Source organism: Agrobacterium sp. DKPNP3, assembly GCF_052686535.1.
This window is the reverse complement of sequence record NZ_JBQYSN010000114.1, coordinates 1-13,468: the sequence shown is the minus strand read 5'-3', so window position 1 is coordinate 13,468 and position 13,468 is coordinate 1. Positions and strand designations below refer to the sequence as shown.

At 59.2% G+C, this 13,468-nt stretch carries 14 protein-coding genes and 1 pseudogene; 3 read left to right on the top strand and 12 right to left on the bottom strand.

Annotation, left to right across the window (positions count from 1 at the left end; translation table 11 throughout):
• Positions 1 to 426: pseudogene (locus ACUTJJ_RS22340) on the bottom strand (LysM peptidoglycan-binding domain-containing protein); the annotation flags it as partial.
• A 156-nt stretch (positions 427 to 582) separates the two neighbouring features.
• Here ACUTJJ_RS22340 and ACUTJJ_RS22335 point away from each other — a divergent pair.
• Positions 583 to 1,203, top strand: a complete 621-nt coding sequence (locus ACUTJJ_RS22335; protein WP_445543464.1) for an LOG family protein — start codon at positions 583 to 585, stop codon at positions 1,201 to 1,203.
• A 187-nt stretch (positions 1,204 to 1,390) separates the two neighbouring features.
• On the top strand, positions 1,391 to 3,151 hold the full coding sequence (locus tag ACUTJJ_RS22330; protein ID WP_445543463.1) for a peptidoglycan D,D-transpeptidase FtsI family protein: 1,761 nt from the start codon (positions 1,391 to 1,393) through the stop codon (positions 3,149 to 3,151).
• Between the two features lie 46 nt (positions 3,152 to 3,197).
• Here ACUTJJ_RS22330 and rarD read toward each other — a convergent pair whose 3' ends face one another.
• Positions 3,198 to 4,106, bottom strand: coding sequence for an EamA family transporter RarD (gene rarD, locus ACUTJJ_RS22325; protein WP_063951050.1), 909 nt, complete (start codon positions 4,104 to 4,106; stop codon positions 3,198 to 3,200).
• A 93-nt stretch (positions 4,107 to 4,199) separates the two neighbouring features.
• On the opposite strand from rarD, the gene ACUTJJ_RS22320 reads away from it, so the two are divergent.
• Positions 4,200 to 4,589, top strand: coding sequence for a hypothetical protein (locus ACUTJJ_RS22320; RefSeq protein ID WP_445543462.1), 390 nt, complete (start codon positions 4,200 to 4,202; stop codon positions 4,587 to 4,589).
• On the opposite strand, the gene ACUTJJ_RS22315 is transcribed toward ACUTJJ_RS22320, so the two are convergent.
• From ACUTJJ_RS22315 to ACUTJJ_RS22270, 10 genes are all read right to left on the bottom strand, one after another.
• Positions 4,582 to 5,667 (bottom strand): helix-turn-helix transcriptional regulator, encoded by a 1,086-nt coding sequence (locus ACUTJJ_RS22315; protein ID WP_445543461.1) that lies wholly within the window; start codon positions 5,665 to 5,667, stop codon positions 4,582 to 4,584. The genes ACUTJJ_RS22320 and ACUTJJ_RS22315 overlap by 8 nt on opposite strands.
• A gap of 88 nt (positions 5,668 to 5,755) precedes the next feature.
• Positions 5,756 to 6,712 carry a prolyl aminopeptidase gene (gene pip / locus ACUTJJ_RS22310; protein WP_445543460.1) on the bottom strand — a complete coding sequence of 319 codons (957 nt, stop codon included), beginning with the start codon at positions 6,710 to 6,712 and terminating at the stop codon, positions 5,756 to 5,758.
• Positions 6,713 to 6,715: 3 nt separating this feature from the next.
• Entirely contained in the window at positions 6,716 to 7,174 is a 459-nt protein-coding gene (locus ACUTJJ_RS22305) for a GFA family protein (protein ID WP_445543459.1), read from the bottom strand.
• The gene (locus tag ACUTJJ_RS22300; protein ID WP_445543458.1) at positions 7,171 to 7,647 is read right to left on the bottom strand and encodes a GFA family protein; all 477 of its coding nucleotides are present in this window, start codon (positions 7,645 to 7,647) and stop codon (positions 7,171 to 7,173) included. The genes ACUTJJ_RS22305 and ACUTJJ_RS22300 overlap by 4 nt, the downstream gene beginning before the upstream one ends.
• Positions 7,644 to 8,012 carry an endonuclease domain-containing protein gene (locus tag ACUTJJ_RS22295; RefSeq protein WP_445543457.1) on the bottom strand — a complete coding sequence of 123 codons (369 nt, stop codon included), beginning with the start codon at positions 8,010 to 8,012 and terminating at the stop codon, positions 7,644 to 7,646. Before ACUTJJ_RS22295 ends, ACUTJJ_RS22300 begins: the two co-directional genes overlap by 4 nt.
• 259 nt (positions 8,013 to 8,271) lie before the next feature.
• The gene (cysS, locus tag ACUTJJ_RS22290) at positions 8,272 to 9,657 is read right to left on the bottom strand and encodes a cysteine--tRNA ligase (RefSeq protein WP_445543456.1); all 1,386 of its coding nucleotides are present in this window, start codon (positions 9,655 to 9,657) and stop codon (positions 8,272 to 8,274) included.
• Between the two features lie 211 nt (positions 9,658 to 9,868).
• On the bottom strand, positions 9,869 to 10,609 hold the full coding sequence (locus ACUTJJ_RS22285; RefSeq protein WP_144575010.1) for an SDR family NAD(P)-dependent oxidoreductase: 741 nt from the start codon (positions 10,607 to 10,609) through the stop codon (positions 9,869 to 9,871).
• Positions 10,610 to 10,755: 146 nt separating this feature from the next.
• Positions 10,756 to 12,264, bottom strand: coding sequence for an amidophosphoribosyltransferase (purF, locus tag ACUTJJ_RS22280; RefSeq protein WP_006700146.1), 1,509 nt, complete (start codon positions 12,262 to 12,264; stop codon positions 10,756 to 10,758).
• A 138-nt stretch (positions 12,265 to 12,402) separates the two neighbouring features.
• Complete coding sequence (locus ACUTJJ_RS22275) at positions 12,403 to 12,990, bottom strand: CvpA family protein (protein WP_063951056.1); 588 nt, start codon at positions 12,988 to 12,990, stop codon at positions 12,403 to 12,405.
• Positions 12,991 to 13,079: 89 nt separating this feature from the next.
• Positions 13,080 to 13,468 (bottom strand): magnesium chelatase domain-containing protein (locus ACUTJJ_RS22270; RefSeq protein WP_445543455.1); only part of this gene is annotated, 389 nt, incomplete at its 5' end.

Here is a 13,468-nt window from a genome sequence, read left to right as displayed (position 1 = left end):
CGCAGCGCGGGCGGTGGTAATGAGCCGCGATGTGGTTTCATCCAGCGACTCGGGGATGTCGATATTCGTGAGCTCCTTCAGAGAGGCCTCGACCTTCTTGCGGGCGGCAGCGAAATCAGCATCGGAAGGAACCTTGTTGTCGGCGAAAAGGCCCGAGAGATCCTTGATGGACTGTGTAGCGGAGGCGGCGCGACGACCGACCTTGTCGGCGATGTTGGCCGTTTCCTCAGCTGCGTCGGAGAGGATGTCGCCCGCTTTGTCAGCGCCCATTTCAACGCTGTTTTTCACGGCGTTGCCCGCCTCGTTGATGGCGTCACCGATGGGTTTGCCGTCGTTCGAAATCCGCGGCAGGACGAAAAAGATCATGAGCAGGGAGGCAATTCCCAGCACGATCAGCGCCAGCAAACCGGCTTTGTTATTTTTCATCCTGTGTGCTCCGGGTATTCCAAGCTTTGAACATGAGTTGAGATTGCTAGCGTCTTACCTTGCGACAGACAAGCGGCGTGTGGCCAAAAGGCCATATTTGCAAGGGATTTCCCAAATTTTCTTGACGTGCCGCAGCGCGCATAGTTCCTTCCCTGCATGACGGACAAAAATACAACGATTCGATCCATCTGCGTTTATTGCGGCTCCCAGCCCGGACGTGATCCCGCCCATATGGAAGCAGGCCGCGCGCTTGGGAAAGCCATCGCCGAAAACGGCATTCGCCTCGTCTATGGCGGCGGTACCAAGGGCATCATGGGCGCGGTTGCCAGCGGCGTCCTTTCCAATGGCGGCGAAGTGACCGGCATCATACCGGAATTTCTGGCCGACATGGAGGCAACACGCCATTCTCTCGGACAATTGAACGAGCTTGTCATCACCAAGGACATGCATGAGCGCAAACATATGATGTTCGAGCGCTCGGATGCTTTCGTAACCCTGCCGGGCGGAGTCGGCACGCTGGAAGAGATCGTGGAGATCATGACCTGGGCACAGCTCGGCCGTCACGCCAAGCCAATGGTCTTTGCCAATATCAACGGTTTCTGGAACCCGATGCTGGAACTCGTGCAGCATATGCGCGACCAGGGCTTCATCCATCGCGCGCACCTTCTCAACCCGCTCATCGTCGATGAGGTGAAGGACATCGTGCCCGCCATCATCGACAGGGCGCTGGCGCAGCAGAACCCCGATGGCGATCCTTCGGTGATTTCCCGCCTCTAGAGCGAGCAATTGTTAACGGCCATTTGGGCGGAACGTTACAACTTTAAATGTATATTAATATAGATTTAACGGCGGCCTTATGCCGCCGGTCGTTTTCGTGGCCCAGCGACTGATCCTGTGTCACCGTCTCCGAGGCGTTGGTTATCGCGGAATTTTGCTCCGCCGCCTCGGGTGGGTGTCATCGGCAATGATTGCTTTTGTAATGCGGCTGAAGAGCCGGACGCATTTCATTATCAAGAGAAACCCGCTGCGGGGTAGGGAGGTCGTGTTCGGTTCGGTCGCCCGCCGCCGGGCGGAGGCTAAGACGCGGCTTGCGCTCGTGATCGCTGTCTTCGTTGCGATTTACGCCGTCGCCGCGGCGCGCCTCGTTCAATATGGGCTGGCCGAACCCGTTTCCACCGCGTGGATCAATACTGGCGCCAACGCCATCGCCTCGCGGCCAGACATCGTCGATCGCAATGGCACGCTGCTTGCGACCGATCTCAACATGGTGTCGCTCTACGCAGATCCGCGCCGGATCGTCGATCCGGACGAGGTGGTAGAGAAGCTGGCAACCGTCATCCCCAATCTCGACTGGCGTGAAACGCACCGCCGTTTGCGCACTGACACCGGGTTCCAGTGGCTACGGCGGCAGCTGACGCCGCGGCAGCAGGCCGATATCCTGAACCTCGGTTTACCCGGCATCGGATTTCGGCCGGAAAAGCGGCGCTTTTATCCCGGTGGGCCGACAGCGTCCCATATTGTCGGCCACGTCAATGTCGATAATCAGGGGCTTGCCGGTATGGAACGTTACCTTGACCAGCAGGGGCTCGCCGATCTGCGCGCCGTGGGTCTCGCCAGTGGCGCGCCGCTGGAGCCGGTCCGGCTTTCCATCGATCTGAGGGTCCAGAACATTGTCCGCGACGTGGTCGCGAAGGCGAAAACCGCCTACCAGGCCGAAGCTGCCGGGTCGGTGATCCTGGATGTGGAAACGGGCGAAGTGCTGGCCATGGCCTCGGTGCCTGACTACGATCCGAACGAACCGTCCCGCACCCTCGCCGATGGCAGCATCGACAGGGAGTATGAGAAAGGCTGGTTCAACCGGATGAGCAACGCCACCTTCGAGATGGGCTCGACCTTCAAGAGCTTCACGCTGGCCATGGGTCTGGATGCCGGGGCGATCACGCTCGGTTCGGTGGTGGATGCCTCACGGCCGATCCGTATGGGCGGTTTCACCATCAAGGATTTCAAGGGCCGGAACCGGCCGCTTTCCATTCCTGAAGTGTTTCAATATTCATCGAATATCGGTACGGCGGCGGTGGCGGACAGGGTCGGTGTCGAGGGACATCAGCAGTTCCTGACGAAGCTCGGGCTGCTGACCAAAATGGACACGGAGATGCCCGGCGTTGCCACGCCGACCCAGCCGAGGGTGTGGAAGAAGATCAATTCCGTCACCATCTCCTTCGGCCATGGCGTTGCCACCACCCCGTTGCAGACGGCGGTGGCCGCTGCCGCGCTGATCAATGGCGGAAACCTGATCTCTCCGACCTTCCTGCCGCGTTCGAAAGAGGCGGCGTCATCGCTCGCGCGCAGCGTCATCAACGGCAAGACGAGCGCCGACATGCGTTACCTGTTCAATTGGAACGGCATCAAGGGTTCCGGCCGCGGCGCGCAGGTGGAAGGGTTTCATGTCGGCGGCAAGACCGGGACGGCAGACAAGGTGATCAATGGCCGTTACGCCAAGGACATCAACTTCAACGCCTTCGTGGCAGGTTTTCCTATGCACAAGCCGAAATATGTCGTGCTGACCATGATCGATGCGCCGAGGACAGGGGTGAACGGTGGACGCACGGCGGCATCGACAGCCGCCCCGATGACGCGTGAGATCATCGCTCAGACAGCCGGCCTGCTTGGTGTCAAACCCCATTTTGGAGAAGTGGGCGCCCAGCAGCTGCTGGTGGATTACTGATCCTTTAGTCCTCCCCCGCTATGACGGGGGAAGAGGTCTGAACAGCTTACTTCTTGAGCCGCATCAGGCTTGAGGCGGTGTAGATCGCAAGCGCTGCCCAGATCATCGCAAAGGCGGCCATGCGCACCGTATCAAAGGGTTCTTTGAAGATGAAAATTGCGATGAGGAAGATCATCGTCGGCGCGATATATTGCATGATGCCGATGGTCGATAGCCGCAGCAATTTTGCGCCGTTGCCATAGAGGATAAGCGGGACAGCGGTGATCACGCCGCTCGCCGCCAGAAGCCATGTATCGGCGGAATTGCCGCCCATGAAATGGGCTTGTCCGCTAAAGGCCAGCCAGATCATGACCAGCACGGCCGGGATGGACAGCAGCATGACTTCCAGCAGGAAGCCCTGCGTGGCGCCGATCGGCAAGGTCTTGCGGAAGAAGGCGTAAAAGCCCCAGGAAACGGTGAGCGCGATGGAGACCCAGGGCAGGCTGCCCGCATGCCAGGTGAGGATGGCCACGGCTACGGCGACGAGGCCGATGGCGGCGATCTGCGCCGGATAGAGCTTCTCCTTCAGCAGCACTGCGCCGAGGAAGATACTGAACAGCGGATTGATGAAATACCCAAGTGCGGCATCGAGCGCCCGTCCTGCGCCGATTGCCCAGATATAAATGCCCCAGTTCACGCTGATGAGGGCGGCCGTCAGGCTCGCCATGGCCAGCATTTTCGGGTTTCTCAGCGCACTCCTGATCTCCGATGTACGCCCGATTGCGATAAGCACCGCTGCGGCGATCGGCACCGACCAGACGACACGATGAACAATCACCTCGATCGGCGAGATATGCGCAACCGCCTTCATATAGATGGGCAGGAAGCCCCATAGGAGATAGGCTGAAAGCGCGAAAGCAAAACCGCGCGCGCTATCGCCGCCCTCTTGGGCCGGGAGCGTTTTGTCGAGTGCCATGGGAGTACCACCACTTGTTGGGATGCTCCGTTATATCGGATCAAATTGGCGTGAGCCAATTCATTTCCGTGAAGGTTTAATAAGAAAAACTGCTTGAACAGCGGTTTTGTGCGCCTTTCTGCGCCAAAAAAGAAGGCGCGCGTGTGTTTCATTTCCGCGGCGTCACCCCGATTGGTGAGGCCGGAGCTTGATCATCATGCGATCTGTGCGGTTATTTTAGACGGGAAGGCCAGGTCCATGGGTGAATTCGATATTGCAGCAAAAGTCTTTGGCGCGGTTGGCTATATTATCATTATGATGTTTTTTGCTTTTCAGACGTTGAGGGAGCTTCTCCTCAGAAGCCGGAAAGCGACCCTAATGGGCGTCCTCGGGATCGTGCTGTGCATCCTCTGGCCAGCGGCCATTCTTCTCGTGGTCGTCACCATCCATTGCAGCTCTCCCGGCGCGGCGCGTTCGGACAGGACCGGGTCCGTGGTTATTTGAGTGGTCTGATGCTCGCTATCGCGGCGATAAAATCTGCCTGACGGGGCATTCCGGTTTTGGAAAGGATCGCTTTGACATGCGATCTGACCGTCTCCTTGGAAACGGAGAGATGGCCGGCCACTGCACCGACATCCCTGCCCGTTGCCAGTTCTCGCGCCACTTTGGCTTCGGCCGGGGTCAGATCGAACAGGCCCCTGATAATGTCGGCTGAAGGCAAGCGCTGGCGATCGACAGGCGTGACAATCATGAACAGCGCCGCATTGGTGAAAATATCGCGCGCCCCACCCTCGACGGGCATGATGTGGACGACAGCCGCGGCGCCTTCCTCTACCCCTAGCAAGGGAAATGACCCGCTCGCACTGCCGCGCGCGATGCGGCTTTGTTCAAGCAGACGAGACAGAAAATCATTCGCCGCGGCATTCTGAAACCTGACATGACCGAAAGCCGCCATCGTGATCCTTGGCGACATCTGCTCCAGAAGGTCGTTGAGGGCGAGCGCCGCACCATCGGCTCTCAGCACAGCAGCTGGCAGCCCGGCAATCTGCAGCGCATCCATGGCGGCCCGAACCCGCTCGAATTCCAGCCTGCTGGACATCATCGCCGCCCGGGCAAGGTGAGGTCGAAGATGATCCAGATAAGCAATGGATGACGCGGTAACGGGGCCGGTCGCAGCCTTTTTCTCCACCGCGAAGATCATGCGGTCTCCGCTGGGGGCGGTGATGACGGTTGAGGTTCCAAAGCCATAGCCAAGCGGCTGCATCACCTGCGTGAAAATTGGCTGCGAATTGTAGTCTTCGGCGCTAAAGTAATCCGCCTCGTTGATGAAGCCTTCATGATCGATGGTCAGGAGCTTGGCAGCGCGTGAATTGCGGCCTAGCCAACCCTCATTCACCATTTTCTGCGTGAGATCCGCGAGCGATCCGGAGGCGATGGACCGCCCCGATGCGGCGCTGGTGGTGAAGAGCGCCGTTCCATGCGCGCCAGCACCCTGTGCCATCACATCAAGCACCTCATGCCATCGTTCCGGCACGAAGGCGGCTTCATAAATAAGGTCAAGCGTTTTGCCGATGTCGTCCACGATCTGCCCCGGAATCCACCGTTGGTTTTTCAACCAGTGAATGCACAATTTTTGCCAATAAGTCGTAAATCGAGGGCAACATGTGAAATTATTGCTTCGCAAAACTGTCGGTTGAGCGGATCAGCTGGTCAAGAATGCCCGGCTCGGTCATGGCGTGTCCGGCGGCTTCGATAATATGGAAGTCCGCTTTCGGCCATGCCTTGGCGAGCTGCCAGGCATATTTTAGCGGGCAGGGCATGTCGTAACGCCCATGCACGATGACGCCGGGAATATCTTTCAGCCTGCCGGCGTTCCGCAGCAATTGTTCGTCTTCCAGCCAGCCGCCATTGACGAAGAAGTGGTTCTCGATTCGCGCGAAAGCAATCGCATATTTGTCCTCACCGAAATCCGCGACACGGTCTGGATCGGTGACAAGCGCAATGGTCGCACCCTCCCACTGGCTCCAGGCCCTGGCGCATTCGAGCTTCTTCGCCTCGTCGGTGCCGGTAAGATAACGGTTATAGGCCTGCATCATCTGGCCGCGTTCGGACTCTGGGATAGGCGCGATGAATTTTTCCCATTGATCCGGGTACATTTCGGAAACGCCGAACTGGTAGTACCAGTCGAGTTCCGGCCGGGTGACGGTGTAGATGCCTCGCAGGACGAGTTCGCTGACGCGGTCGGGATGGGTTTCCGCATAGGCCAGAGCCAGCGTCGAACCCCAGGAGCCGCCGAATACCAGCCATTTCTCGAACCCGCAGAGTTCACGCAGCCGTTCAATATCGGCAACCAGATGCCATGTGGTGTTGGCTTCAAGTTCCGCATGCGGCGTGGAGCGGCCGCAACCGCGCTGGTCGAACAGGATGACATCGTAAAGATCTGGATCGAACACCCGGCGATGCGTCGGGTTCACGCCGCCGCCGGGGCCGCCATGCAGAAAAACCGCTGGCTTCGCACCTCGCGTCCCCACTCTTTCCCAATAGATGGTATGGCCGTTGCCGACATCGAGCATGCCGGTTTCGAAAGGTTCGATCTGGGGATAGAGGCCGCGCAGTTCTTCAGTCATGTTTTATCGTTCCTTAGGCGGCCATTCGGCCGTGTCATGATCCGGGTGTTGGTAGGAGGTGATTTCGGCCTCGTCAACGCCCTGTTCGATTGCCGGTTTGGAGAAGAGCTGCTCGATCCACGGCATCCGCTTGTGGATGTTGACCTGCACCTGCGGTTCGATCTTTTCAGGATGATCGAAAGCGCCGATGGCAATCTCGACACCGCCAGGATAATGATAGGTCAGAGGTGTGCCGCACTTGTTGCAGAAACCGCGATGGATTTTCTGCGACGAGCGAAAAAGGGACGGCTGGCCGCGTGTCCATGTCAGATGTGCCTGATCGGCAGTCACAAGTGCGCCAAAGAAATTTCCGAAATGTTTCTGGCACATGCGGCAATGGCAGATGGAGGGCCTGCCGAGCTTGCCCGCATGGAACCGCACGGCGCCGCACTGGCAGCCCCCGGAAAAACCCGTTTCGCTCATTGTCTGTTCTCCGGTGGCCAGTTTTCGGTGTCGTGGTCAGGGTGCTGATAGGAGACGAGGTTGGCAAGGTAGTCGACTGAGGTCAGGTCGTCTTCCGTCGGAACGGCGGGCAGGGTGTGGATGTCATCCACGAAGGCGACCTTCCGCTCTATGCCCCACTGGATGGTGGGCGGAAATGCCGACGGATCGTCAAAGGCACCGGCCGCAATCGCCATGCCATCCGGTGCTTCATAGGTGAGGGGCGTTCCGCATTCGGAGCAAAATCCGCGCTTGATGACGCTCGAAGACTGAAACCGCTTCGGCTCTCCCCGCGTCCACTCGAATTCCACTTCGCGAACGGAAACCAGCGGCGCATAATAGGCTCCGAACGCCTTCTGGCACATGCGGCAATGGCAGACGGAGCTGTCTTTGAGATCGCCCACGGCACGAAATCGAACCGCGCCGCACTGGCATCCACCCGTATATGTCGTCATATTCGGTCCTCCCTGATCGTTGTGATAATGTGGAGACAGACATTATCTAAGTCCGTGGGGACTTCGTGGTTCCAGAAGCGGAGGATAGTCCAGCCGTCTTTTTCAAGCCGCGCAGTTCTTTCCTGATCGTAGCGTAGTGATGCATCAGATGTATGTTGAGAACTGTCCACTTCGACGACGAGGCGATGATCCGAACAGGCGAAATCGACGATAAAACCGGCAATCGGCATTTGCCTGCGGAAACTCAAGTCTTCAAGGCGATGGGCTCGAATAGCATTCCAGAGCTTTAGCTCGGCATCCGTCATTACTTTACGCATTTGCTTCGCATATTTGCGATGCACCGGGTCTACGTCTGCATGCGGCATGATTTGGCTCGCCGTTTAGCTGCTTTGCCTCAGATTGGTTGAGGTAATTCAAAACCGCAAGCGGATTGTGGTGACCGTCTGGCCCCCCTCTGCCCTGCCGGGCATCTCCCCCACAGGTGGGGAGATCGGCAAGAAGCACGTTCCTTGACTCATCCGCAACGTTAAATTTGGGCGTGCGATAACCGCGATTGATCTCCCCACCTGTGGGGGAGATGCCCGGCAGGGCAGAGGGGGGTAAACCCCAGCCACCAATGCAAGCCTAGCGCTTCAACTCCCACGTCGTCGTCCGCTCACCGGTTTCCTTATCCTTGCCGTCCTTCAGCTGAACACCCTTTTCCGCAAGCTCATCGCGAACGCGATCAGCCTCCGCAAAGTTCTTCGCTTTCAGCATTTCCAGACGCAGTTCCACCAGAGCATTGACCGCCGAAACAATGGCCTCATCCATTTCCGCCTTCTTCGGGAGGACACCCAGCAGAGCGGCGCTGGCCGCGAAGGCGGGCAGTCTGGATGCATCGGTGTTGGCGGCGTGGGCGAGAGCATGGAGTGCCTGAACAGCGGCGACCGTGTTGAGATCGTCTGCGAGCGCCTCCAGCACGGTTTCATCCGGCGCGGCATCGGAGGCTTCTGCCGCCGGCCATTTGGCGAGCAGGCGTTCGGCCTCTTCCAGACGCTTCACCGAGAAATCGATCGGCTCGCGATAATGGGTCATCAGCATCGCAAGGCGCAGAACCTCGCCCGGCCATCGTCGTCCGTCAAATTTGTCCGTGTGGAGCAATTCATAGATTGTCACGAAGTTGCCTTCGGACTTCGACATCTTGCGGCCTTCCACCTGCACAAAGCCGTTATGCATCCAAACATTGGCCATGACATGCGTGCCGTGCGCGCAGCGGGACTGGGCGATTTCGTTCTCGTGATGCGGAAAGATGAGGTCGAGCCCGCCGCCGTGAATGTCGAAAACGTCACCGAGGTAGCGGCCGGACATGGCCGAGCATTCGATGTGCCAGCCCGGGCGGCCGCGGCCCCAGGGGCTTTCCCAGCCGGGCTCGTTGTCGGAGGAAAGCTTCCACAGCACGAAATCGCCGGGGTTCTTCTTGTGGGCATCCACCGCCACGCGCGCGCCCGCCTGCTGCTCGTCCAGCGGACGCTTCGAAAGCTGCCCGTAATCCGCCATGGAGCGAGTGTCGAACAGGACCTCGCCACCGGCCGCATAGGCATGGCCGCGTGCGATCAGCTTCTCGATGATATCGATCATCTGTGCAATATTGTCGGTCGCGCGCGGTTCGACACTTGGTTGAAGGCAGCCCAGCGCCGCGACGTCCTGATGGAACTGGTCGGCCGTCTTTTCCGTCACGGCGTGGATGGCATCGTTGAGCGGCAGATGCGGATAGTCCCGCAGCGCCCGCGCATTGATCTTGTCATCGACGTCGGTGATGTTGCGGGCGTAGGTAACGCGGTTTTCGCCGTAGGCATGGCGCAGCAGCCGGAAGAGAACATCGAACACGATCACGGGGCGCGCATTACCGATATGGGCGAAGTCATAAACGGTCGGGCCGCAGACATACATGCGCACATTTTCAGGATCGATGGGCGCAAATTCCGCCTTTTCGCGGGTCAGCGTGTTGTGAAGTTTCAGGCGCAAGGACATGCGGCGATTCCCTAAAGGCAGTCAGTTGTGCGGACCGGGCCGTTTGTCTGTAAGACCTTGCGGGAGACGAAAACGAGCCGGCCGGTGGCGAACCAGCAAAATTATTTCAGCAGCAGGTGCAGATCGTCGTTTTCATGACTTGCGTTATGGCGCGGCGGTCATGCGCGGTCAAGCGTTTCTCTCGTCACTTTGGCTGATCCGCTGACCGGCATCACTCCGGCGGACGGTAATCAACGAACCGGTTTTCCCGGACCAGGAAGAGCTTGCCGGTCTCTTTGAGATCGGGCGAAGCAAGCGGCAGGATGGCCGCTGCCACCTCGGAAGGATGCGGCACGGTGGCGGGATCTTCGCCGGGCATGGCCTGGGCGCGCATCGCCGTGCGCGTCGCGCCCGGATTGATGCTGTTGACGCGCAACGCACTCTTTTCCGTTTCCGCGGCCCAGGTGCGGGCGAGCGCTTCAACGGCGGCCTTCGACGTGGAATAGACGCCCCAGAAGGGACGACAGCTATGGGCCACTCCCGAAGACAGGATCAATGCCCTGCCGGCATCCGATTTCATCAGCAGCGGCTCGACCGAGCGGATCAGCCGCCAGGTGGCCGTGACGTTGATGTTCATCACTCTTTCGAAGACCTTCGCCTCGATATGGCCAACCGGCGAGATGACGCCGAGGACACCGGCATTGGCAACGAGGATATCCAGCTTGCCCCAGCGCTCGTAGATATTCGCGCCCAGCGCGTCGATGGCTTTCATGTCGGAGAGATCGAAGGGAACCAGCGTCGCGGTGCCGCCGGCAGCCTTGATGGCGTCGTCCAGCTCCTCAAGGCCGCCCACCGTGCGGGCGCAGGCAATGACATGGGCGCCGGCCTTGGCCAGCTCCAGCGCCGTGAAATAGCCGATGCCGCGTGACGCGCCGGTGACAAGAGCGATGCGCCCCTTGAGATCGATAGTCATGGTCTCCCCCGAAATGATTGCGCCTTCTTCTACGAAGCCGCAGCCGCCCGCTGCAAGCAATTAAATTGTCGCAGCTGGCGTGCCAAATGAAAGGCAAGAAAAAAGCGGCCGCCGGAGACCGGTGGCCGCTTGTTCTGACGCGCTTATCAGCCGTTGCTGGCCAGCATGGAAATCTTGCTGCCCATCGCCTCGCCATTCTTGTCGAGAAGGCGGGTCGGATAATCGCCGGTAAAATAATGGTCGGTGAACTGCGGCCGCGCCGGATTGCGGTTCTCACCGCCAACGGCCCGGTAAAGTCCGTCGATCGAGAGGAACGCCAGCGAATCGGCGCCGATATATTTCGCCATTGCCTCGACGTCGGCATACTGGTTGGCGAGCAGCTTGTCGGCATCAGGCGTGTCGATGCCGTAAAAATCGGGGTGGAAGATCATCGGGCTGGCGACGCGGATATGAACTTCCTTCGCGCCAGCCTCGCGGATCATCTGCACGATCTTGACAGAGGTCGTGCCACGGACGATGGAGTCATCCACCAGCACCACGCGCTTGCCTTCGATCATCGCCCGGTTGGCGGAATGCTTGAGCTTGACGCCGAAAGCACGGATCTGCTGGGTGGGCTCGATGAAGGTGCGGCCGACATAATGGTTGCGAATGATGCCGTATTCGAAGGGAATGCCGCTTTCCTGCGCAAAACCAAGCGCTGCCGGCGTGCCGCCATCGGGAACCGGGACAACGACGTCGGCTTCGAGCGGGGCTTCCTTGGCAAGGTTCATGCCCATGTTCTTGCGCGTCGTGTAGACGTTGCGTCCGCCAACGACGGAATCGGGGCGGGCGAAATAGACATATTCGAACAGGCAGAGACGCTCCGGCTGCGGCTTCGACGGCTTGCGCGCATCGATGGTGATCGAACCGTCAGGCTGGATCTCGCAGATGATGACTTCGCCGTTTTCAACGTCGCGGACGAATTTCGCGCCGATAATATCGAGAGCGCAGGTCTCCGAGCAGAAGATCGGCTTGCCGTCCAGCTCGCCCATGACCAGCGGGCGGATGCCGATCGGGTCACGCGCGGCAATGAGTTTGGTGCGGGTCATCGCCAGCATCGAATAACCGCCTTCCATCTGGCGGATGGCGTCAATGAAACGATCGGCTGTGGATGAGTGGCGGGAGCGCGCGATGAGGTGCAGCACGACTTCGGTATCGGACGTCGACTGACAGATCGCGCCGGTGGCGATGATCTGGCGGCGCAGCGTCAGGCCATTGGTGAAGTTGCCGTTATGGGCAATGGAAATCCCGCCTTCTTCCAGCTCGGCAAACAGCGGCTGCACGTTGCGCATCGCCACTTCGCCGGTCGTGGAATAGCGGGTATGGCCAATCGCGATGGAGCCAGGCAGACGGGCAAGGGTTGCGGGATCGGTATAATGATCGCCGACGAGGCCCATATGGCGTTCCTGGTGGAAACGCTTGCCGTCGAAGGAGACGATGCCGGCTGCTTCCTGGCCACGATGCTGCAGCGCATGCAGGCCAAGCGCGGTCAGCGCCGAAGCATCGGCATGGCCGAGAATGCCGAAAACGCCGCATTCTTCATGCAGCGTATCGCCGTCGATCTCTTCCTTGAAAGTGGCCTCAGGAAATTTGGAATGCGAAAGCGGCTCAATCATGCGGCTTGCCCTTGCTCTCTACCGAGAAAAAAGAAAGACCTCGCCGGCGAGTATCTCTCCCGGTCAGTCCGTCTGTGTCGTGCTTGATATTTAGCACAAATAGCGCGCCTTGCATGCATTGCAAGACGCGACACTGTGTCAATTATTCGTTGCCGGTTGATTTGTTGCCGGCACATCTTCCGCAGGCGTCTGCGCTGTCGTCGGCTCCGGCGGCTTGCCTAGGATTCGCGAGCGGATCTGCGGTTCGATATCGTCAGGCAGAACCGCTTCCAGCTTGCCCACCAGCCCGTCGAGGAAAGGCTTGGACTTGGCCTGGGTCACCCATTCCGGCTGCGTCTTCACGTCCACCAGCCAGTTCCAGAAAGCGACCGCGACGACCAGCAGCAAAATCCCGCGCGCTGCGCCGAACAGGAAACCGAGCGTACGGTCCAGTGCACCGATGCGGCTGTCGATGATGAAATCCGCAATACGCGATGTAATGAAGGAAATGACGATCAGCGAGACGAGGAAAACCACACCGGCAGAACCGGCAATGGCGATCTTGTCGTCATCGGTATAGTTGCGCGCATAAGGCAGCAGGACCGGATAAAGATAATAGGCAGCGGCGACCGAGCCGCCCCAGCTCGCAATCGACAGGATTTCGCGTGAAAAACCGCGCACCATCGCAAGAAGGGCGGAGAAAAGAACAACGGCGATGACGATGCCGTCGAAAATTGTAATGGGCATATACCAACTCCGGAGGTGCGACGCCTTGTCAGACGCTGCCTTGCCAATTTTGCGATCCTCTTACACCACTGTTTCCCTTGGCGAAAGGATCAATATTCGTCGTCCTCAACCTGTTTGAACCGGTTGCCGGAGCCGGCGATGCGGGCCACGAGGTCCGGAAGGCTTTCAATTTCCGTCCAGCGCCCTTTGCCGCCTTTCGGCAATTCAGCCGAAGCAGAAGGCAGAAGTGCGGCGGAGAAGCCGAGTTTTTCCGCTTCTTTCAAACGCTGGCCGGTATGCGAGACCGGGCGCACCGCACCCGACAGGCTGATTTCGCCGAAATAGACGCAATCGGCGGGCAGGGCAAGACCGGCAAGCGAGGAAACCAGCGCAGACGCAATCGCCATATCGGCGGCCGGTTCGGAAATACGGTAGCCGCCGGCAACGTTGAGATAGACATCGTGCTGGCCAAGCTTCACCCCGCAATGGGCCTCCAGCA

What these genes read in the sequence shown, in the direction of transcription:
- ACUTJJ_RS22335 (WP_445543464.1), top strand. Translation starts at nt 583, where the DNA reads ATGACGGACAAAAATACAACGATTCGATCCATCTGCGTTTATTGCGGC.
- ACUTJJ_RS22330 (WP_445543463.1), top strand. Translation starts at nt 1,391, where the DNA reads ATGATTGCTTTTGTAATGCGGCTGAAGAGCCGGACGCATTTCATTATC.
- rarD (WP_063951050.1), bottom strand. Translation starts at nt 4,106, where the DNA reads ATGGCACTCGACAAAACGCTCCCGGCCCAAGAGGGCGGCGATAGCGCG.
- pip (WP_445543460.1), bottom strand. Translation starts at nt 6,712, where the DNA reads ATGACTGAAGAACTGCGCGGCCTCTATCCCCAGATCGAACCTTTCGAA.
- ACUTJJ_RS22305 (WP_445543459.1), bottom strand. Translation starts at nt 7,174, where the DNA reads ATGAGCGAAACGGGTTTTTCCGGGGGCTGCCAGTGCGGCGCCGTGCGG.
- ACUTJJ_RS22300 (WP_445543458.1), bottom strand. Translation starts at nt 7,647, where the DNA reads ATGACGACATATACGGGTGGATGCCAGTGCGGCGCGGTTCGATTTCGT.
- ACUTJJ_RS22295 (WP_445543457.1), bottom strand. Translation starts at nt 8,012, where the DNA reads ATGCCGCATGCAGACGTAGACCCGGTGCATCGCAAATATGCGAAGCAA.
- cysS (WP_445543456.1), bottom strand. Translation starts at nt 9,657, where the DNA reads ATGTCCTTGCGCCTGAAACTTCACAACACGCTGACCCGCGAAAAGGCG.
- ACUTJJ_RS22285 (WP_144575010.1), bottom strand. Translation starts at nt 10,609, where the DNA reads ATGACTATCGATCTCAAGGGGCGCATCGCTCTTGTCACCGGCGCGTCA.
- purF (WP_006700146.1), bottom strand. Translation starts at nt 12,264, where the DNA reads ATGATTGAGCCGCTTTCGCATTCCAAATTTCCTGAGGCCACTTTCAAG.
- ACUTJJ_RS22275 (WP_063951056.1), bottom strand. Translation starts at nt 12,990, where the DNA reads ATGCCCATTACAATTTTCGACGGCATCGTCATCGCCGTTGTTCTTTTC.